This is a genomic window from Marinobacter lipolyticus (genome assembly GCF_018424605.1).
Lineage (GTDB): Bacteria > Pseudomonadota > Gammaproteobacteria > Pseudomonadales > Oleiphilaceae > Marinobacter > Marinobacter lipolyticus_B.
Genome location: NZ_QTKT01000004.1, coordinates 39,733 through 58,851, shown reverse-complemented (window position 1 = coordinate 58,851; position 19,119 = coordinate 39,733). Strand labels below are relative to the sequence as shown.

At 61.6% G+C, this 19,119-nt stretch carries 24 protein-coding genes and 1 other RNA gene; 9 read left to right on the top strand and 16 right to left on the bottom strand.

What is annotated here, in order from left to right; genetic code table 11:
* Nucleotides 1-3 precede the first annotated feature (3 nt).
* Nucleotides 4-1,056, top strand: coding sequence for a DUF2333 family protein (locus tag DYI22_RS07185; RefSeq protein WP_213477384.1), 1,053 nt, complete (start codon nucleotides 4-6; stop codon nucleotides 1,054-1,056).
* Nucleotides 1,057-1,133: 77 nt separating this feature from the next.
* Here the strand turns inward: DYI22_RS07185 and ppa are convergent, their stop codons facing one another.
* The 3 genes from ppa to rpiA all read right to left on the bottom strand — a co-directional run bounded on the left by ppa (nucleotide 1,134) and on the right by rpiA (nucleotide 3,714).
* Nucleotides 1,134-1,661, bottom strand: a complete 528-nt coding sequence (ppa, locus tag DYI22_RS07180; protein ID WP_213477383.1) for an inorganic diphosphatase — start codon at nucleotides 1,659-1,661, stop codon at nucleotides 1,134-1,136.
* A gap of 102 nt (nucleotides 1,662-1,763) precedes the next feature.
* Nucleotides 1,764-2,903 carry an acyl-CoA dehydrogenase family protein gene (locus tag DYI22_RS07175; protein ID WP_213477382.1) on the bottom strand — a complete coding sequence of 380 codons (1,140 nt, stop codon included), beginning with the start codon at nucleotides 2,901-2,903 and terminating at the stop codon, nucleotides 1,764-1,766.
* A 139-nt stretch (nucleotides 2,904-3,042) separates the two neighbouring features.
* Nucleotides 3,043-3,714 (bottom strand): ribose-5-phosphate isomerase RpiA, encoded by a 672-nt coding sequence (gene rpiA, locus DYI22_RS07170; protein WP_213477381.1) that lies wholly within the window; start codon nucleotides 3,712-3,714, stop codon nucleotides 3,043-3,045.
* A gap of 148 nt (nucleotides 3,715-3,862) precedes the next feature.
* Here rpiA and ilvA point away from each other — a divergent pair, with 148 nt between their 5' ends.
* Nucleotides 3,863-5,395 carry a threonine ammonia-lyase, biosynthetic gene (gene ilvA, locus DYI22_RS07165; protein ID WP_416234562.1) on the top strand — a complete coding sequence of 511 codons (1,533 nt, stop codon included), beginning with the start codon at nucleotides 3,863-3,865 and terminating at the stop codon, nucleotides 5,393-5,395.
* A 290-nt stretch (nucleotides 5,396-5,685) separates the two neighbouring features.
* A complete protein-coding gene (locus tag DYI22_RS07160; protein WP_213477379.1) occupies nucleotides 5,686-5,865 on the top strand; it encodes a hypothetical protein in 180 nt (59 codons plus the stop codon).
* A gap of 12 nt (nucleotides 5,866-5,877) precedes the next feature.
* Here the strand turns inward: DYI22_RS07160 and DYI22_RS07155 are convergent, their stop codons facing one another.
* The 6 genes from DYI22_RS07155 to DYI22_RS07130 form a co-directional block, all read right to left on the bottom strand.
* Complete coding sequence (locus DYI22_RS07155; RefSeq protein ID WP_213477378.1) at nucleotides 5,878-6,510, bottom strand: 5-formyltetrahydrofolate cyclo-ligase; 633 nt, start codon at nucleotides 6,508-6,510, stop codon at nucleotides 5,878-5,880.
* Nucleotides 6,511-6,514: 4 nt separating this feature from the next.
* Nucleotides 6,515-6,694: non-coding RNA, 6S RNA (ssrS, locus tag DYI22_RS07150), on the bottom strand.
* A gap of 65 nt (nucleotides 6,695-6,759) precedes the next feature.
* Complete coding sequence (locus DYI22_RS07145; RefSeq protein ID WP_213477377.1) at nucleotides 6,760-7,059, bottom strand: cell division protein ZapA; 300 nt, start codon at nucleotides 7,057-7,059, stop codon at nucleotides 6,760-6,762.
* Entirely contained in the window at nucleotides 7,059-7,265 is a 207-nt protein-coding gene (locus tag DYI22_RS07140; protein ID WP_213477376.1) for a TIGR02449 family protein, read from the bottom strand. Before DYI22_RS07140 ends, DYI22_RS07145 begins: the two co-directional genes overlap by 1 nt.
* Before the next feature lie 76 nt (nucleotides 7,266-7,341).
* Nucleotides 7,342-8,616 (bottom strand): ABC transporter permease, encoded by a 1,275-nt coding sequence (locus DYI22_RS07135; RefSeq protein WP_213477375.1) that lies wholly within the window; start codon nucleotides 8,614-8,616, stop codon nucleotides 7,342-7,344.
* Nucleotides 8,613-9,326 (bottom strand): ABC transporter ATP-binding protein, encoded by a 714-nt coding sequence (locus tag DYI22_RS07130; protein ID WP_213477374.1) that lies wholly within the window; start codon nucleotides 9,324-9,326, stop codon nucleotides 8,613-8,615. Before DYI22_RS07130 ends, DYI22_RS07135 begins: the two co-directional genes overlap by 4 nt.
* A 127-nt stretch (nucleotides 9,327-9,453) precedes the next feature.
* Between DYI22_RS07130 and DYI22_RS07125 the strand changes: the two genes are divergently transcribed.
* Nucleotides 9,454-9,930, top strand: coding sequence for a DUF3299 domain-containing protein (locus DYI22_RS07125; RefSeq protein ID WP_213477630.1), 477 nt, complete (start codon nucleotides 9,454-9,456; stop codon nucleotides 9,928-9,930).
* A gap of 17 nt (nucleotides 9,931-9,947) precedes the next feature.
* On the opposite strand, the gene DYI22_RS07120 is transcribed toward DYI22_RS07125, so the two are convergent.
* A complete protein-coding gene (locus DYI22_RS07120) occupies nucleotides 9,948-10,526 on the bottom strand; it encodes a ZrgA family zinc uptake protein (RefSeq protein WP_213477373.1) in 579 nt (192 codons plus the stop codon).
* Nucleotides 10,527-10,679: 153 nt separating this feature from the next.
* Between DYI22_RS07120 and DYI22_RS07115 the strand changes: the two genes are divergently transcribed.
* From DYI22_RS07115 to DYI22_RS07095, 5 genes are read left to right on the top strand one after another with little or no spacing between them, the layout of a single operon-like run.
* Complete coding sequence (locus tag DYI22_RS07115) at nucleotides 10,680-11,279, top strand: UPF0149 family protein (protein WP_213477372.1); 600 nt, start codon at nucleotides 10,680-10,682, stop codon at nucleotides 11,277-11,279.
* Nucleotides 11,280-11,305: 26 nt separating this feature from the next.
* Nucleotides 11,306-12,625: a Xaa-Pro aminopeptidase gene (pepP, locus tag DYI22_RS07110; RefSeq protein WP_213477371.1), complete on the top strand. Its 1,320-nt coding sequence runs from the start codon at nucleotides 11,306-11,308 to the stop codon at nucleotides 12,623-12,625.
* A gap of 4 nt (nucleotides 12,626-12,629) precedes the next feature.
* A complete protein-coding gene (gene ubiH, locus DYI22_RS07105) occupies nucleotides 12,630-13,910 on the top strand; it encodes a 2-octaprenyl-6-methoxyphenyl hydroxylase (RefSeq protein ID WP_213477370.1) in 1,281 nt (426 codons plus the stop codon).
* Entirely contained in the window at nucleotides 13,903-15,138 is a 1,236-nt protein-coding gene (locus DYI22_RS07100) for a UbiH/UbiF/VisC/COQ6 family ubiquinone biosynthesis hydroxylase (RefSeq protein WP_213477369.1), read from the top strand. The genes ubiH and DYI22_RS07100 overlap by 8 nt, the downstream gene beginning before the upstream one ends.
* A gap of 59 nt (nucleotides 15,139-15,197) precedes the next feature.
* A complete protein-coding gene (locus DYI22_RS07095) occupies nucleotides 15,198-16,112 on the top strand; it encodes a DUF808 domain-containing protein (protein ID WP_213477368.1) in 915 nt (304 codons plus the stop codon).
* A 1-nt stretch (nucleotide 16,113) separates the two neighbouring features.
* On the opposite strand, the gene DYI22_RS07090 is transcribed toward DYI22_RS07095, so the two are convergent.
* From DYI22_RS07090 to hisI, 6 genes are all read right to left on the bottom strand, one after another.
* Nucleotides 16,114-16,833, bottom strand: coding sequence for a 16S rRNA (uracil(1498)-N(3))-methyltransferase (locus DYI22_RS07090; protein WP_213477367.1), 720 nt, complete (start codon nucleotides 16,831-16,833; stop codon nucleotides 16,114-16,116).
* On the bottom strand, nucleotides 16,830-17,618 hold the full coding sequence (gene tatC / locus DYI22_RS07085; RefSeq protein WP_213477366.1) for a twin-arginine translocase subunit TatC: 789 nt from the start codon (nucleotides 17,616-17,618) through the stop codon (nucleotides 16,830-16,832). The genes DYI22_RS07090 and tatC overlap by 4 nt, the downstream gene beginning before the upstream one ends.
* Nucleotides 17,615-18,007, bottom strand: coding sequence for a Sec-independent protein translocase protein TatB (tatB, locus tag DYI22_RS07080; protein WP_213477365.1), 393 nt, complete (start codon nucleotides 18,005-18,007; stop codon nucleotides 17,615-17,617). The genes tatC and tatB overlap by 4 nt, the downstream gene beginning before the upstream one ends.
* An 11-nt stretch (nucleotides 18,008-18,018) precedes the next feature.
* Complete coding sequence (tatA, locus tag DYI22_RS07075) at nucleotides 18,019-18,255, bottom strand: Sec-independent protein translocase subunit TatA (protein WP_213477364.1); 237 nt, start codon at nucleotides 18,253-18,255, stop codon at nucleotides 18,019-18,021.
* Nucleotides 18,256-18,345: 90 nt separating this feature from the next.
* Nucleotides 18,346-18,675 carry a phosphoribosyl-ATP diphosphatase gene (locus DYI22_RS07070; RefSeq protein ID WP_213477363.1) on the bottom strand — a complete coding sequence of 110 codons (330 nt, stop codon included), beginning with the start codon at nucleotides 18,673-18,675 and terminating at the stop codon, nucleotides 18,346-18,348.
* Complete coding sequence (gene hisI / locus DYI22_RS07065; protein ID WP_213477362.1) at nucleotides 18,668-19,105, bottom strand: phosphoribosyl-AMP cyclohydrolase; 438 nt, start codon at nucleotides 19,103-19,105, stop codon at nucleotides 18,668-18,670. Before hisI ends, DYI22_RS07070 begins: the two co-directional genes overlap by 8 nt.
* Nucleotides 19,106-19,119 lie beyond the last annotated feature (14 nt).

The following is a 19,119-nucleotide window of genomic DNA, read 5'->3' as shown; positions in this document are numbered from 1 at the left end:
CCGATGCCAGGCAAAATCAGACAGTATTTCAGGGATCGCAAGGACGACGTACAGGATTACGCCGGTGGCAGCGGTGTGGTTGGCAAATTCATTCTGGTGGTGCTCGGCGTCTATCTGCTGGTGACGGTGATACTGGGCATTATCTGGAGCAGCGAGCCGGATACCTTTTCCGTGCGGGAACACACCCGCAACGTTGCTACCAGCATGGATCGGGAGCCGGTCGCCGGCTTTGCCACCACGGTCACCATGATACGTATTGCCGAGACCCTGCTGGACAAGCCCGGTGGCTACATCTCCAATGACATTTTCCCGCCGGGGTTGTGGATGGATAACATGCCGAACTGGGAGTACGGCGTCCTGGTGCAGTTACGGGATCTGTCCCGGGCCATGCGCAAGGACATCAGCCGGTCCCAGAGTCAGTCGGCGGAAGATCCCGACCTGATCGTGGCCGAGCCCCAGTTCCATTTTGACAGCGGTAGCTGGGCGATACCGTCGACCGAGGCGGAATATCGCACTGGCATCAATGCGTTGCATCGTTACCTGGACCGCCTGTCGCGGCCGGGCCAGCCCTCAGCCCAGTTTTTTGCGCGTGCTGATAACCTGAACAACTGGCTCGCGGATCTGGAGACCCGCCTGGGCAGCCTGTCGCGTACCCTGGGCGAGAGTGTAGGCAAGGCCTCGGTCTCCGATGCGGTCGCGACCATCAACGCCGAAGACCCGCTGGCGGAGGAAACCGGCGGCGAGGAGGTCAAGACCTCGTGGACCAAGATTGATGACGTATTCTACGAAGCGCGCGGCAGCTCCTGGGCCCTGCTGCACATCTTCAAAGCCATCGAGGTGGATTTCCGTAAGGTGCTGACCGACAAGAACGCCATGGCCAGTGTCAAGCAGATCATCATCGAGCTGGAAGGGGCCCAAGGCGCCATGTGGAGCCCGGTCATCCTGAATGGCAGTGGCTTCGGGGTGCTGGCCAACCACTCGCTGACCATGGCCGCCTATCTGTCGCGGGCAAATGCCGCCATCAGTGATATGCGGGACCTGCTGTCCCGGGGGTAAAGCCCTGGCCAGGTTAACGTGAAGGCATAAAAAAACCGGGCTGTGAGGCCCGGTTTTTTTATGCCTGGAGCGGGGTATCAGCCTTTGTAGGCGTTGACCGCGTCTTCAATGGCTTTCTTGGCTTCGGCGGCGTTGCCCCAGCCCTGGACCTTGACCCACTTGCCGGGCTCCAAGGTCTTGTAGTTCTCGAAAAAGTGGCGAATCTGGTCGCGCAGCAGTTCGGGCAGATCCGTTACTTCCTGGACGTTGTGATAGGACTGGGTCAGCTTGTCGTGGGGCACGGCCACCAGTTTCGCGTCACCACCGGCTTCGTCTTCCATGTTCAGAACACCCACCGGGCGGCAGCGGATGACGCAGCCGGCCTGAATCGGGTAGGGTGTGACCACCAGCACATCGATCGGGTCGCCGTCGTCGGCCAGTGTGTGCGGAATAAAGCCGTAGTTGGCCGGGTAGAACATCGGGGTCGCCATGAAGCGATCGACCAGCAGCGCACCCATGTCCTTGTCCAGCTCGTACTTGACCGGTGAGCTGTTGGCCGGAATCTCGATGGCCACATAGATGTCTTCGGGCGGGTTCTTACCTGAGGGAATGTTATCGAATTGCATGAGCGATCCTTCCTGAACGTGCGTTTAACTGCGGATAAAAAGTGGGCGCAATTATACGGAAGTCTCGTGCACTTCGAAACTAAACCTTGGTCTGGCCCACGGTTACAGTTTGATCTGCTTGGCGATCAGCTCCTTCATGATCTCCGTGGTGCCACCGCCAATGGACAGGATCTTGGCGTCGCGATACAGCCGTTCCACCACCGATTCCCGCATAAAGCCCATGCCACCGTGGATCTGCACCGCCTCGCGGGTCACCTTCTCGCACACCTCCACGGCAAAATTCTTGGCCATGGCCACCTGTTTGATGGGGTTCTTGCCCGCCTGCATCATCGCCGCACAGCGATAGGTGTATTCCCGTGCCACATCCACCTGGGTTGCCATGTCCACCAGTTTATGGCGGGTCACCTGGAAGCCGGCAATGTTGCGGCCAAACGCCTTGCGCTCATTGGCGTAGGCCAGCGAGGCCTCAAGCGCAATTTCTGCGGTCATGTACGCCATGATGGCGAGCATCAGGCGTTCGGCCAGGAAGTTGCTCATGATGGCGATGAAACCGGCGTTCTCGGCACCGATCAGGCGATCGGCAGGCACGCGGCAATCCTCGAAAAACAGTTCGGCGGTGTCACTGGCCCACCAGCCCATCTTGCGCAGCTTCTTGCCAGTGGCGAAACCGGGCATGTCCCGGTCAATCAGCAGCAGACTGATGCCGCCGTGACCTTCGCCGCCGGTGCGTACCGCCACCGTGTAATGGTCGGCGCGGCTGCCGCTGGTGATAAAGGTCTTGCTGCCGTTGACAATGTAGTGGTCGCCGTCGCGGACCGCACGGGTTCTGAGGTTGGCCACGTCGGAACCGCCGCCGGGTTCGGTAATCGCCAGTGCAGCGATTTTTTCGCCCCGCAGCACCGGGGGCACAATCTGTTCACGAATGCCCGCCTGCGCCCATTTGGCCACCGGCGGCAGGCCGATATCCAGAGAGCCGAGGCTGGCGACCAGGCCGCCGGACGTGGAACGCATCAGTTCCTCGGAAACCGCGACCTTCAAAAAGACATCGCCTTCGCCGGTGCCCCCCAGCGCTTCCGGAAAGCCGATGCCAAGCAGCCCGGCTTCACCGGCTTTGCGATAAAGATCCCGGGGAAACTCGCCGGCCTCCTCCCAGTCATCGATAAAGGGCAGGACGTGGGTGGCCACGAATTTGCGGGCACTCAGGCGGGCCTGGTCATGGATATCGTTGAAATAGTCGAGCACGGCGAAATCTCCCTTGATCGCAAAGCATGGGCCGCAGTGTCGCGCAATTCCCGATACCAAGCAAGCGCTTGGTTTATCCCTGGGAGCTGCTGGCGGCTGCTGGCCCGAATTGCCAGGCAGCAGCGCCGAACGGCTCAGCCTAGCGGGAAATGCTCTTTACGCCGTCGTCGGTTCCCAGCAGCAGAAGGTCCGCCGGACGGTGGGCGAACAGGCCATTGGTGACCACACCAACCACCTGGTTCAGTGCTTCCTCAACCTTGATCGGGCGGGAGATATCCAGGTTATGGATGTCCAGAATGATGTTGCCGTTGTCGGTGGTGAAACCGTCGCGGTAGACCGGGTCGCCGCCCAGACGCACGATTTCCCGGCCCACGTGGCTGCGTGCCATGGGAATGACTTCCACCGGCAGCGGGAAACTGCCCAGGGTGCTGACCAGTTTCGATTCGTCGGCGATGCAGATGAAGGTCTTGGCCACCGCCGCCACAATTTTCTCCCGCGTCAGTGCGCCACCGCCGCCCTTGATCAGTTCCAGGTGCTCGTTGGTTTCATCGGCGCCGTCCACGTAGAACTCGATTTCGCCCACGCTGTTGAGGTCATACACCGGAATACCGTGACCTTTCAGACGCTCGGCGGTGGCGTCGGAACTGGCCACCGCGCCGTCGAACTCGTTGCGAATGTCTGCCAGCATGTCGATGAAAAAGTTCGCGGTACTGCCGGTGCCCACGCCAATGATGCTGCTGCGCTCCAGATGGGGGGCAATGTAATCCAGTGCAGCCTTGGCCACGGCTTTTTTCAGTTCATCCTGGGTCATGGGGAGCTCCGGTCGGGGAAGTAAACGGGTTTCGCGCCATTATAGCCTTTAGCGGCCATCTGCTTATAGACGGCAGGCGGCCAAAGTTTCTACACTGTTGGTTTTTCCGACGAATCTCCAACTATCCATGCAATCTCCGGACGGACCCATGCCGCAACGCTATATCAAGAAAATTCTCGATGCCCGTGTCTATGACGTGGCCATCGAGACGCCGCTGACCGAGGCGCGCAGCCTCTCCAAACGCTTCCGAAATAACATGTACCTCAAGCGTGAGGACCTTCAGCCGGTGTTTTCTTTCAAGATTCGCGGGGCGTATAACCGCATCGCCCAGCTCTCCGAAGAGCAGAAGGCGAAAGGGGTTATCTGCGCTTCTGCCGGCAATCACGCCCAGGGCGTGGCGCTGGCGGCGAAGAATCTGGGGATCAAAGCGGTGATTGTCATGCCCCAGACCACGCCGGACATCAAGGTTCGTTCGGTGCGGGACCATGGCGCGAAAGTGGTGCTCAGGGGCGACGCCTTTGATGAAGCGGCGGCCCATGCCCAGGAGCTGATCCAGAAGTACGGCTACACCTACATCCCGCCTTACGATGACCCTGATGTGATTGCCGGGCAGGGCACCGTGGCCATGGAACTGATGTGGCAGTTTACCCGGCCGTTGCATGCGGTGTTCATCTGCGTCGGTGGCGGTGGCCTGATCGCCGGCATGGCGGCCTACATCAAGTACCTGCGCCCGGAGATCAAGGTAATCGGTGTAGAGCCGGAAGATTCCAACTGCCTGCAGGCGGCGTTGAAAGCCGGCGAGCGGGTAGTGCTGGACGAGGTCGGCATCTTCGCCGACGGGGTGGCGGTCAAGCAGATTGGTGAGTACCCCTGGGAAATCTGCAAGGACCTCGTGGACGAAGTCATCACTGTCTCCACCGACGAAATCTGCGCGGCGATCAAGGACATCTTCGAGGATACCCGCTCCATTGCCGAGCCGGCTGGCGCCCTGGGCGTGGCGGGCATGAAAAAGTACATTGAGCGCGAGCAGATCGAGGGCGAGAACCTGGCGGCCACGCTCAGCGGCGCCAACATGAACTTCGACCGCCTGCGCTACATCTCGGAACGCACGGAAATCGGCGAGAAACGCGAAGCGATTCTGGCGGTCACCATTCCGGAAAAGCCGGGGGCGTTCAAGACGTTCATCAACGCCCTGCACAAGCGCAGCATCACCGAGTTCAATTACCGCTACGCCGACAGCAGGAACGCGACGATTTTCGTCGGTATCCAGATCCAGGCCGGTGGTCTGGGCCGCGACGAGCTGGTGCAGGATCTGCGGGAATCGGGCTACGGTGTGGTGGATCTGACTGACAGTGAGTTCGCCAAACAGCACGTGCGCCACATGGTGGGCGGACATGCCCCCGCTATTTCCAATGAAAAGGTGTTCCAGTTCGAGTTTCCCGAACGTCCGGGTGCGCTGCTGAAGTTCCTGATGTCACTGGGAACCCGTTGGAATATCTCCATGTTCCATTACCGCAATCACGGCGCCGCCTACAGCCGGGTGCTGCTGGGAGCGCAAGTGGACGACGGGGATTTGCCGGCTTTCGAGGCGATGCTGGACAAGGTCGGTTTCCGCTACGAGAACATGACCGATGATGAGGCGTACCAGTTGTTCCTCGGTGCGGGGAATGGCCAGGGCTAACCTCCACAGTCAGGGGATTGGGGGGGCCTCCTTACGAAACTGTGCGGAGCCATGGATGGCGGAGCCCAAGCGCCACATGGATGTGCTTGAGCGTGTTTCGGAAGGAGGCCCCCGCAAGCCCCGGGCGGATAACTGCCAGAGCCGGGCAATTTCTTGCCTTACAGAATGTTAACCTGTCAAAAATTGTAAAATTTCAGATGCGTGTTAGTCTTTCGTCCAATTATTAAGAAACAATAATAGCTCGCTGATTTGGTGAGCTTTTACGCTCGCGGGAGTTGGAGAAGCGCATCGTGGAACGCAAGCCTGACAGCATTCGGGCCATCGTACTGGTTTTTGCCGTTGGCCTTGTAATAACGGGGTTTACGTCGCTCCAGGCTTCCGAAGAAGAGCGCAGCGGGGCAAGGGCAAGCACTCGTGCCGCGGCGGACGACATCGCCTTGATGAGTCTTGCACGCAGCGACGCCCGCTAAATCACGCGGTAGCTACCTCACGCGGTAACAGTGCCGATCCGTCACGATGCTGTGCAGCGGCACGTCCCAGGCTTCTGTCGGTAGCCTCGCCACTTTCTGAAATTCATGGGCAATGCCAATCAGCTTGGGGGCCAGCCGCGGCCGGCTCCGGGTAAAGGCAAAGGTCCGGTCATAAAAGCCGCCCCCCATCCCCAGGCGCCCGCCTGATTCGTCGAATCCCACCAGTGGGAACAGTACCGCGTCCAGTGCCCACGCCGGCCGTTTCAGGCCCTTGCTGAACGCCGGTTCCGGAATGCCGAAGCGGTTGGCGGTGAGCTCCACGCCGTCATGATAGGGGCTGAAAACCAGCCGGCCGGGCAGAATCGGGTGCAATACCGGCAGATAGAACTGTACGTGCCTGCGTCGGGCAAGATCCATGTAGAGGTTGGGGTCGATTTCACCGTCATTGGGCAAATACAGCGCAATGTGTCGGGCCCGGTGCAGATCGGGGTTGTTCAGCAGGTTGATCGCAAGGTATTCGGAAGCTTCTTGCTGCTGCTCGAAACTCAGAGCCTGACGGCGTCGGCGGAGTCGTTTCCGCAATTCGTTGCGCGGCAGGTCATCGTCAAGCGGAGGAAACGGTTGAGGGGGAATAAACTGGGTCAAGATAAAGCTTCCCGGGCTGCCGTTATCGGATGTGGCCCTTGAACCCAAAGTTCAAGGTCGGTGGCCGCTGTGACATATTAGGCTTTCCCCCGTGGGGGACGTGCTCACAATGCCCTGAAGTAGCCACCTGGGTAGTGCGCATCGGCTCGAGGACGTCTCCGACCAGCGAACAGCCCAGGAAGTTAATTCCATTATAAGGGTACCCGAGGGGCCAATTGCAACACCTGTATCCTGTCGGAATGTAACCGGCTATTCGCTCGCGGTATCACTCAGGGCATTGTCCAGCTTGGTGTCCATTTCCTCGAGAATAGCGGTGGCGGCGCCTGACATGGTGTCCTGCTCGAGCAGATCGTGGGTAATGTTGAGGGCCGCCATCACGGCAATGCGCTCGGTGCCGAAGACCTTGCCGCTGGCGCGGATCTCCCGCATCTTGCTGTCCAGGTGGCGGGCGGACTGCATCAGCGCATCGCGGGCTTCCGGCGGGCAGGCAACCAGGTATTCCTTGTCGAGGATTTTGACTTCAACGGTGGTGGGCTGCTGTTTGGCCATCAGTGATGCTCCAGGGCCCGCAGGCGTCCGATCATGGCTTCAATCTTGTTTTTGGCGAGATCGTTCTTATGCATCAACTGGGCCCGTTCCCGGTTCCAGTCGTCCTGCAGTTCCCTGAGCGCAGCATTGTCGCGTTCCAGTTTGCGACAGCGCTCGATGAGTCTGTCCAGTTTGTCCGCCAATGCCTGTAGTTCGGACTGTTCCATGATTGCGTCAACGCCTGTTGTTATCGATGCCCGTAACTATAAGTGCGGACTGCAGGTCGGTCAATTTACGGCGATGTCATTCCCCCATACCGTGACTGAGTCCATGTGTCCGGCTTTGGCGCCAGGCTAGTAAGGCCGGGAGCAGGCCCACGAGGGCGGCGGTGGCTGGCACGCAGGCCAGCAGCAGCCACTCCGCAGCGGCCAGTGGTCGCAGGCCGATCTGGATGCCGTGTTGTTCCAGCAACCAGGGGCTGACCACGGCCAGCCCTCCGGCACTGAGTGCCAGGGCCAGCAGGCAGGCAATTGAGGCAAGGGTGACACACTCGATCACCTGCAAGGCCGCCACCAACGACGGTGAGGCCCCGGTGGCGCGGAGGATGGCGATTTCCCGGTTGCGCTGGGCCTGCAGGGTGAGCAAGACCGCCACCAGGCCCAGCAGGCTGGTGATCACCACAAGGCCGGTGATGCCCAGCAGGGCCCTCTCGAACTGCCCCATGATGCGCCAGAGCTCACTGAGAGCGACGCCAGGGAGCACGGCCGACAGCGGTTCGCCCTGATACTGGTTGATCTGGCGCTGAACCTGGAACGTCATCACCTTGCGCTCAATGCCGACCAGTGCGGCGGTGACAGAGGTCGGTGTCAGGTCCCGCGCGCGGGCCTGATCCGGGGTTACCGTGCGCCCCGGGATGGCGATGCCTGATTCCCAGCCGATGTGCATGGCTTCCATGCCCGCGAGGCTGATGTACACCGCCTGGTCCACCGGCGTGCCGGTGGGGGCTAGGATGCCGGTTACCCGGAACGGCGTGTCCTGGTGATTGGAAAAGCTGGTGCGGCCACCGCCGTGGGAGAGAATCAGTTCGTCTCCCGGTGCGTGTTGATGCTTGCGGGCCACCTCGGCGCCGAGCACCACATCAAATACATCGCCAAACCACTGGCCCTCTGTCAGGGACAGTGCCTCGCCGCGGCCGAAGCGGAAGTGGTCGAAAAATCCGGTATCCGTACCCACCACCCGATGCCCGCGATAACTGTCTCCCAGCGAAAGCGGCACGATCCAGTCAATGCGGTCGTCACCGGCCAGGTCCTGATAGGTCGACCAGCGGATATTATTGGTGGCATCGCCGATGTGAAAAACCGTGTACAGCAGCAGGTTCAGTTGTCCGCTGCGGGCGCCGACAATCAGGTCCGTACCGGAAATGGTGTTGGTGAAGGACTGTCTTACCTCGGTGCGCAGGTACTGCACGCCCAGCAGCAGGGTAACGCTGAGGGTCAGGGTGAGGGTCGCCAGGGTCAGCACCCGGCGGCGGTGCCAGAGGCTGGCCCAGGCCAGTGACAGGGCGAGGCGTATTTTCATGGCGTGGCCTCCAGAACCAGTTGCTGGTCAAAATGACTGGCCAGGCTCTGGTCATGGCTGACGAAGATCACCGACGAACTGGAGCGCTGGGCCAGGGTCAGCAGCAACTCGATAAACCGGTCGCGGTTGTCCGCATCCAGTGCCGATGTCGGCTCATCCGCCAGAATCAGTTGCGGCTGGCCAATCAGCGCCCGGGCTGCGGCCACCCGTTGCTGCTGGCCCACGCTCAGGCGGCTGACCTGCTGATGCCAGTGGCTCTCGGGAATGGCCAGGTCCTGCAACAGCGCCCGCGCCTGCCCGTGTGCGTCCGGGCTGGCCCGGCGCTGGCGTCTGGCCGACAGGCGGCAGGGGAGCGTGACGTTCGCGAGGGTCGAAAGGTAGGGCACCAGATTGAACTGCTGAAAAATGACGCCCATATGATCCGCGCGGAAGCGGTCTCTCTGGCCGTTGCTGAGCGGGCCAAGCTCCTCGCCGAGCAGGGCCAGTGAGCCCGATGTTGGTCGCAGGATGCCCCCCAGCAGGCTCAGCAGGGTGCTTTTGCCGCTGCCGCTGGCACCCTTGACGAACAGGTGCTCGCCCGCGGGCACGCTGAGGTCGGGGAAGTGCAGGGAAGTTCGACCTGCCGGCCACTGGTAAGTGAGGGCCCGGGTGCAGGCCGCGAGGGGGGCGGGGGCGGAACTGTCGGCGTGCCGGGATGTCTCAGGTGTCATGTGCGCGTACGCTCATTCGGTGTATGATTTGCCCACCCATTTTCTGGCAGGCAGTGTTATGTTGTTGGCGATGATGTCGTTTTCCTCTTCTACCGTTTCCGTGTCCGCCATCCGGCGCTTTGTCGGCATGCTGGCGCTTGTTGTCGCCGCTTTTCTTGGTAGCGCAAACGCCGCCGAGCGGGAAATTGACTGGCTTGAGCTGATGCCCGAAGAGGATCTGAATTTGCTCGAGAGTATGCCAGAAATCGACCACGATGGAGACGGTGCGCCGCTGCTGCCCGATGAGATCATGACCGGACGGGTGGTACCGGAGATGGACGGCGTCTCCGGGCGGATTCCCGGTTTTGTCGTGCCGCTGAAAACCACCGAGGACATGCGCATCCTGGAGTTTTTCCTGGTGCCTTATTACGGCGCCTGCATTCATGTTCCGCCACCGCCGCCGAACCAGATCATCCACGTCAAGTACAAAGAGGGCTTTACCCTGGAAGCGCTCTACGATCCGGTCTGGATCGAGGGCGAGCTGGTGGTGGAGCGCACCGAGAACGACATCGCCAAATCGTCCTATTCCCTGATCGCCGACAAGGTTGAACCCTACGAGCAATAGCGGTGGCAGCACCGGCTTCAGCGTTGCAGTGAGAAGCCGGTCTGGCTGCCTTCCAGTCGCACGCTGCCCTGTCCCTCTTCGCTGACCCACTGCACCGACAGCACCTCAATGCCGGGGAACTGCGCCATAACCGCCGCATTGAATCGGTCCTCGGCGGTCAGGTCCTGGCAGTTGAGCTGCTGGGATACTTCATACTCCCGATGACCCTCGTCTTTGTGGTCGTCATGATCGTGATGGTGTTCTTGGTGCTGCTGGTCGCCGTCGGAACCTGACTGCCTGGCCACGGCGTCAATGACGGAGCAGGAGGCCGAAGCGGTATCGATCAGCGGGTTCGTTTCCAGCCATTTGCGGATGGTTTCCAGTCGGGCCTCTTCTTCCGGCGTGCGGGCATCCCGCTCAAAGCCGGCCAGGTTCTGGGCCGGGGACGTGAAGATCAGATCAAGGCGGTCGCCCTCGACGGCCACCTGAAGTTGCGAATGGCCGTGCTGGTGGGCGCCGGGGTTATCCGCACCGAAGGCCGCAGGTGACAGCAGGCTGATGGCAAGGACGCTGCCGGCGGCACGCAGCGAGCGGCGGCGTTCTGGTGTGTGACTCATGGGGCAAGGCTCCGTGCTGTGAATGATATGTTATAACATAATCTACCAGTTCCCCGTGGCAATCAAGAGCGCGAGTGCCTTCGATCCGCCTCGATGCTACGATAGACGCTTGGACAGACCTTAAAATACCGTGATACAGGATTGCGCTTTTTCATGTCACAAACCGACACCACCGGTGCAGCCCGCGCCGCGGCTTTCGAGCGCTGGGCAAACATCTTCACCGCACACAAGGCCTTCAGTCATCCGTCCGAGCTACACGGTGTTCTGTGTGGCCGGCTTGCCGCCGGCGCACGTATAGATGAAACGGAGTGGCTGGCCATGGTCTGCGAGCACATGGGCTTACCGGATTCGGCGACTGCGGAGTCCGACGAGCTCCGGGAATTCATGCAGGCGGCCTATGACCAGACCCTGGCGTTGCTGAAAGCCACGGACATGAGCTTCCATCCACTGCTGCCGGATGACGATTACGCCATCGACCAGCGTCTTGAGGCCCTGACCTCCTGGGTGCGGGGATTTCTCGAAGGGATGGCGTTGGCGGCAGGTGAGTCTCTCGGCCAGGCGCCGGATGAGATTCGCGAACTGATCGAGGATATGGTTGCCATCAGCCAGGTGTCCGAAGATGAGGAGCCGGACGACGACAGTGAGCAGCAGCTGATGGAAATCGTGGAATACGTGCGCCTTGGGGCGCTGGCGGTATTCACCGAATTCAACCCGCCGGAAAAGCCGGCCGCCAATACTCCGACACTGCACTGAGCAGGCAGTAGCCTGCGGGAGAGGTTATGTCGTCTATGATACCCGTGAAAGAATTTGCCGAACGCCGTCGCAAGCTGATGGAGCTGATGGCGCCTGACAGCATTGCGATTGTCCCGGCGGCGCCGGAATGCGTCCGCAACCGGGATGTGCTGCATCCCTTCCGCCAGGACAGCGACTTCCAGTACCTGTCCGGATTTGGCGAGCCAGAAGCGGTGCTGGTGCTGATCCCGGGCCGTGACCACGGTGAATCGGTGCTGTTCTGTAAGGAACGCAATCCGGAGAAAGAATTGTGGGATGGGTTCCTGGCGGGCCCGGAAGGGGCCATTGAAACGTTCGGTCTGGACGACGCCTTCCCCATCTCTGATATAGACGACATCCTGCCCGGCATGATTGAAGGCCGCAGCCGGGTCTACTATCCGCTGGGCAAGGATCACAGCTTCGACGCCCGGGTGATGGACTGGATCAAGGTCATCCGCAGCAAGGTGCGGGCCGGTGCTCATCCCCCGGGCGAGTTTGTTGCCCTTGAGCACCTGTTGCACGATCTGCGACTCTACAAGAGCGCCAACGAGATCAAGGTGATGGCAAAAGCCGGCGAAATCAGTGCCGAAGCCCATTGCCGCGCCATGAAACGCGCGCGTAAAGGCGGTTTCGAGTACAGCCTGGAAGCCGAGTTGATCCATACCTTCATGGAGCACGGCGCCCGGTCCACCGCCTACCCGTCCATTGTCGGCTCCGGCACGAACGGCTGCATTCTGCACTACATCGAAAACAGTGCGCCGCTGAAGGAGGGCGATCTGGTGCTGATCGACGCCGGTTGCGAGCTGGAATGCTACGCCTCGGACATCACCCGCACCTTCCCGGTCAGCGGCCGTTTCAGTGCAGAGCAGAGAGCCCTGTATGAAGTGGTGTTGTCGGCCCAGTATGCGGCCATCGAGGCGGTGCGACCGGGTAATCACTGGAACCACCCCCACGAAGCCGCCCTGCAAGTGCTGACCCAGGGGCTGATCGACCATGGCCTGCTGTCCGGCACCCTGGATGACGCTATCGCCAGCGAAGCCTACAAGCCGTTTTTCATGCACCGCACCGGCCACTGGCTGGGGCTGGACGTCCACGACGTGGGTGATTACAAGGTCGGCGATGCCTGGCGCCAGCTGGAGCCGGGCATGGCCCTCACCGTGGAGCCGGGCCTTTACATTGCGCCGGACAACACCGACGTGGACGAGAAATGGCGCGGTATCGGCATTCGTATTGAAGACGACGTGGTGGTTACCAAAGACGGTTGCCGCGTACTGACCGACGCGGTACCGAAATCCATTGCCGAGATCGAAGCACTGATGGCGGACTGACCCGGTGGCGCAGCTTGACACCGATCTGATCATCGCCGGCGGCGGCCTTGCCGGTGCCGCCCTGGCGCTGGCGCTGGCGAAGTCGGTCCCTGACTTGCGGGTAACCGTGGTGGAAGCATTTCCACTGTCGCCGCAGGCCCTCCCGGACAGCTACCAGCCCAGTTACGATGCCCGTTCCACCGCACTGGCCTGGGGGTCCCGTCGAATCTTCGAGGAGCTGGGGCTGTGGTCGCGGCTGGCGCAGCACGCCACGCCGATCGAGCGTATTCACGTCTCTGACCGGGGACACTTTGGCGCCACCCGTCTGAGCGCCTCGGAGCACGGTCAGCCGGCACTGGGCTATGTGGTCGACAACCGCTGGATGGGGCTGTGCCTGATGCGGGCGTTGCTCGACACCCGGGTACAGTGGGAAGCGCCGGCCGAGGTGGTGGATATGACGCCGATGCCGCAGGGGGTCCGGGTGGCCGTCCGCTCCGGCGACGAGACCCGCGAACTGACCGCCCAGTGCCTGGTGGTGGCCGACGGCGGACGTTCCGGTCTGCGGGAAGCTCTGGGTTTCCAGACGCGCATCCATGATTATGGCCAGCACGCGCTGATTGCCAATGTGTCCACCGCCGAAAGTCATCGATTCTGTGCCTACGAGCGTTTCACCGACGCCGGCCCCATGGCGCTGTTGCCTCACGGCTCAGCACATCAAGCCGGTCGTCAGTCGGCTCTGGTGTGGACCCTGACTGATCAGGCGCTGGAAGAACTCCTGTCCCTGCCCGATGACGACAAGTGCCGCCGATTGCAGGATCGTTTCGGCTGGCGACTCGGGCGGTTCACCCGTATCGGCGCCTGTAACCATTACCCCCTCAAGCTGACCACTGTGGAGGAGCCGGTTCGCCCCGGCGTCGCGCTGGTGGGCAATGCCGCCCACGCCCTTCACCCGGTCGCCGGCCAGGGGTTCAATCTGGCCCTGCGCGGCTTGATGACGCTGGTGGAGCAGTTCCGTCTGGCGGTGGCGCAGGGAGTGTCCATCGGCGATCTGCAGGTGCTCGCGGGTTATCACACCCTGCACCGGCAGGACTGGCAGCAGACGGTGCAGTTCTCGGACTCGCTGATCCGCCTGTTCGGTCCGTCGGTGACGCCGCTGGCCGTTGCCCGGGATGCGGGGCTGGTGGGTCTGGATCTGTTGCCGGGGGCCAAGCGCTGGTTCGCGCGCAAAGCCATGGGCCTTGGCGGGCGCCGCGCGATGATTGACCATCCGGTCGGTGCTAATCGGGAGCGGATGAACGATGACTGAGCCGCGGGACTTTGACATTCTGGTGGTCGGCGGCGGCATGGTCGGTTCCGCGCTGGCGTTGGGGCTGTCACAACAGGGCTGGCAGGTGGCACTGGTGGAAGCCAGTGAGTGCCAGGCACTGGTGCAACCCCCGGCTGCGGCCCTCGGCGTGGAAGATTTTGAACCCCGGGTCAGCGCCATTTCCGTGGCCAGTCAGCGGCTGCTGGAAGACCTGGGCGTGTGGGCTAACATCGTGGCCGCCCGTCATTGTCCGTACCAGACCATGACCGTGTGGGATGGCGACGGCACCGGCCGGATTCAGTTTGAGGCCGCGGAACTGCAGGCACGGTCCCTTGGCACCATCATCGAGAACCGGCACATTGTGCGCGGTCTGTTTGCCGCCCTGTTGGACAGCCCGGTTGAGCTGATAAGTGGGGTGCAGGTCAGTGGCTGGTGGCAGGACAACCCCGAGGGGGCCGGGCGGCAGGGCGTGCGGCTCGCAGATGGCCGCGTGTTGGCGGCCGATCTGGTGGTGGCAGCCGACGGTGCCCACTCCCGGCTGCGACAATGGGTTGGCCTGGCCACCCGCGAGTGGGACTACGATCAGCAGGCCATCGTGTGCACCGTAAGAACCGCTCAGAGCCACCGCTTTACTGCCTGGCAACGGTTCTCGCCGAGCGGGCCACTGGCCTTTCTGCCACTGTTGAGTGAAAGCGGCGACGAGCATTTCTGCTCCATCGTCTGGTCACAGGACACCGAAGAAGCGCGCCGGCTGATGGCGCTGGATGAGGCAGCCTTCGCCAGCGAACTGGAGCGCGCCATCGAGCGCGAACTGGGCGCCGTCGAGTTGGTTTCCCGCCGCTTTGCATTCCCGCTGCGCCAGCGCCACGCCAAGGAGTACGTGGCGCCGGGCTTTGCACTGATTGGCGATGCCGCCCATACTATCCACCCGCTGGCCGGGCAGGGTGCCAACCTGGGCTACAGCGATGTGCGGGCGCTGCTCGACGAGTTGTCGCGGGCCAGAAAAGCCGGGCTCGGAGCCGCCGACGAGCTGATGCTGGCCCGTTACCAGCGCCGCCGCAAGGGTGAGAATCTCACCATGATGGCAGCCATGGAGGGGTTCAAACAGCTCTTTGCCCGCGATGAGTTGCCGCTGCGCTGGGTGCGAAACACCGGCCTGCGATGGCTGAACCAGCTCGGCCCGGTGAAAAACCGCATTGCCGCCGAGGCCATGGGGCTGGATATCTGAAACGAGTTCAGCCCCCAGCCGCTGAATCATCTGACCATCATTTGACATAGGAACGTCCCATGGCTGGAAGTAGCCTGCTTGTGCTGATCGACGACATCGCCACCGTACTGGACGATGTTGCGCTGATGACCAAAACCGCCACCAAGAAAACCGCCGGCGTGCTGGGGGATGATCTGGCGCTGAACGCGCAGCAGGTTGCCGGGGTGAAGCCGGCACGGGAGTTGCCGGTGGTGTGGGCGGTCGCCAAGGGCTCGATGATCAACAAGGCGATCCTGGTTCCGGCAGCCCTGGCCATCAGTTTCTTCGTGCCCTGGCTGGTGACGCCGTTGCTGATGCTGGGGGGTGCTTTCCTGTGCTATGAAGGTTTCGAGAAGCTGGTTCACAAATTCCTGCACCGGCAGGAAGACGAAAAACACAAGGCGGAGCTCGACGAAGCCCTGAAGAATCCCGACGTTGATCTGAAATCCGTGGAGAAGGACAAGATCAAGGGTGCGATTCGCACCGACTTTATCCTGTCGGCGGAGATCATCGCCATCACCCTGGGCACCGTCAGCATGCAGACCATTGGCATGCAGTTCATGGTACTGACCGTTGTGGCGGTGATGATCACGGTCGTCGTGTATGGCCTGGTCGCGGGCGTTGTGAAGCTGGATGACGGCGGCCTTTACCTCAGCCGCAAGGACAGCGTGATTGCCCGCAAAGCAGGCGAGGGCATTCTCTGGCTTGCCCCCTGGATGATGAAAACCCTGTCGGTGCTGGGAACCATCGCCATGTTCCTGGTGGGCGGCGGCATTCTCACCCACGGCCTGCCCCCGGTTTATGACGCCATCCATCACCTGGCAGAGAGCTTCAGCGGCGTTACTGCTGCGTTGCTGCCAACGGTGGCTAACGGTTTGTTTGGTGTCGTTGCGGGCGGGTTGCTGGTGGCGATCATCACGCCCGTACTGAAATGGTGGCAGGCACGAACTGCCTGAGTCAGCGGCAGGCGTCAAACAGGCGGCTGACCAGCACTGGCACTGCCGTTTCCACCCTGAGGATGCGCGGTCCGAGGTGCACACCCTCGCAACCGGCCGACTCCAGCTTGCCAACCTCATAGGGGGTAAACCCGCCTTCCGGCCCCACGCACAGTACTGTGGGCTGATCCAGATGGGTAGGGCAGGGTGTCGTCGTGCCGGGGTGAGCCACCAGCGCCCGTTTGCCCTGCAACAGGCCCGGTAGCTCGTCCTCCACGAACGGTTTGAACAGTTTGCGGATGTTCACCTGCGGCAGCACCGTGTCCCGCGCCTGCTCCAGACCCAGGGTCATGTTCTCCCGCAGGTGCTCAGCGGACAGCCAGGGCGTTTGCCAGAAACTTTTTTCCACCTTGTAGCTGTGGATCAACCAGAGATCCTTCACCCCGAGGGTGGCGCAGGTCTGCAGAACCCGCCGGAACATTTTTGGCCGCGGCATGGCCAGAATCAGCGTCAACGGTAGCGGCGGCGGCGGTGCTTCCGTCAGCTCCACCAGTATGTCGGCCTGGCTGTCGGTCAGACTGAGAACCCGGCCGCTGCCGATGTTGCCATCGACCCGGCCGACGGGAATCAGATCCCCCTCGGCGACTTTCAGAACCTCGTGAAGATGAGTCAGCCGGCGGCCGGTGAGTACGGCGCGGTCGGCAGCAGCGAAATCTTCCTCAAACAGCAGTGCCAGATTCATTCGCCCGTCGCTTCACCGGAATCCGCGTGCCCGGGTTTGCGCACCGCAAGCTTGCTGAAGATGATGCCCAGCTCGAACAGCAGCCACATGGGCACCGCCAGCAGCGTCTGGGAAATGATGTCCGGTGGTGTCAGCAGCATCCCGATGATGAAGCAGCCGACCACGATGTAGGGGCGCTTTGCGGCCAGGTCCGCCGGTGTGGTGGCCCCGGTCAGCACCAGCAGGATGGTGGCGATGGGGATTTCGAACGCCACGCCGAAGGCAAAGAACATCTTAAGTACGAAATTGAGGTAGCTGGTGATGTCCGGCAACTCGACGATCCCTTCCGGACCGATCGCCGTGAAAAACCCGAACACCAGTGGAAACACCACGAAATAGGCGAACGCGGCGCCCATATAGAACAGGATCACGGAGGTGAACAGCAGCGGGAACGCCAGCCGTTTCTCATGGGCGTACAGGCCCGGGGCCACAAAGCTCCATAGCTGATACAGAATGACCGGAATGGCGGCGAACACCGCCAGCACCAGCGCCAGTTTCAGGGGGGCGAAAAAGGGCGAGGTGATGTCGGTGGCGATCATGGTCTGACCCACCGGCAGCAGGTCCCGCAGCGGTTGCGACAGCAGCAGGTAGAGTTCGTTGGCGAACGGGTAGATGGCGGCAAAACAGATGACCACCGCCAGTACCATTTTCAGCAAACGGTTGCGCAGCTCCAGCAAGTGCTCGATCAGCGGCATGTCCGGCTGGGAGGTGGCGTCCGGGCGGTTGCCGTCAGGCGTTTGGGTCATGAACGGGTATCCGACTCGTTGTTCTCAGAGCTTTCCCGGGAACTGTCCTGACTGTCGACGGGCTTGCGGGTGGCCGGTGCCGGGCTGGACCTGGTGGTCTGGTCGTCAGGCAGGATCATGTGCTCGTATTTTTTCGCCTCATCGAGTGCGCCGCGCACACTCTTTTCGACGTCGTCCAGGCCAATATCGCCGGCTTTGCGCAGTTGCTCCCGCAACTCCTCCGCCTTGAGCTGACGGTCGAGCTCGGTGGTGAACTGGCTGACCATGCGGCGAGCGCCGCCCACCCAGCGGCCGGCGGCGCGGGCGGCCGTAGGCAGGCGCTCCGGGCCCAGCACCAGCAGCGCAATGACACCGCAGATCAACAGCTCGAGAAAGCCGATATCAAACATTCAGCTTGGTCTCAGCCAGTGGTTTTGTCCCGGGGCTTTTCTTCCGCCGGGGCCCTGTAGGCCGCGGTCTGGTCCTTGTCTTCCAGGGAATCCTGATCGGCGGGCTTGGTGTCCTCGTCGTTCATCGACTTCTTGAAGCCACGGATGGCACCACCCAGATCACTGCCGATGTTGCGCAGTTTCTTGGTTCCGAACAACAGGATAACGATGCCAAGTACAATCAGGAGTTGCCAGATACTGATACCCATGACGGGATCCTCATTTAAATGTTTCTGTCACAAAGCATTGTACGTTACCGGGCCAGTGTAGCGGAAACCCCCGTTGGGGGTACCCATGGGTCACTCGCCCCGCGACGCTTTTTCTTCCAGGCCGGAGAGGTCAAACCGGCGTGCCAGCTCGTCAACCACATCCTTCGGCCCCAGACCCAGCCGCGACAGCATGACCATGGTGTGGAACCACAGATCCGCAGTCTCATAGACGACTTCCCGGGTATCGCCGTTGTGCTCGGCGTCTTTCGCGGCCAGCAGGGTTTCGGTGCATTCCTCGCCGACTTTTTCGAGAATCTTGTTTAAGCCCCTGGCGTGCAGGCTGGCCACGTAAGACTTCTCCGGGTCCGCGTCCTTTCTGGCTTCCAGTACCTGTGCGAGCTGCTCCAGTACATCACTCACTGTGTGTGCTCCCTTTGGTCTTGCCGTAGATGCTGCCCGGATCCTTGACGACAGGAGCCGTGGTCACCCACGCGCCGTCCTGCAGTTTGCGGTAAAAACAGCTGCGCCTTCCGGTATGGCAGGCGATGCCGCCTTTTTGTTCCACCTTCAGCAGAATCACGTCTTCGTCGCAGTCGAGGCGGATCTCCGACACCAGCTGTTGGTGCCCCGACGTTTCGCCCTTGCGCCACAGCTGTCCCCGGGAACGGGACCAGTACACTGCCTGGCCTTCCGTCACCGTGAGCTGAAGGGATTCCGGGTTCATCCAGGCCATCATCAGAATGTCGCCGCTGGCGGCGTCCTGGGCGATGGCGGGCACCAGCCCGTCTGCGTTCCAGCGAATGGCGTCGAGCCAGTCAGGGGTATGGACTTTAGATGATGAATCTTGCATTTCTGTGAATCCTG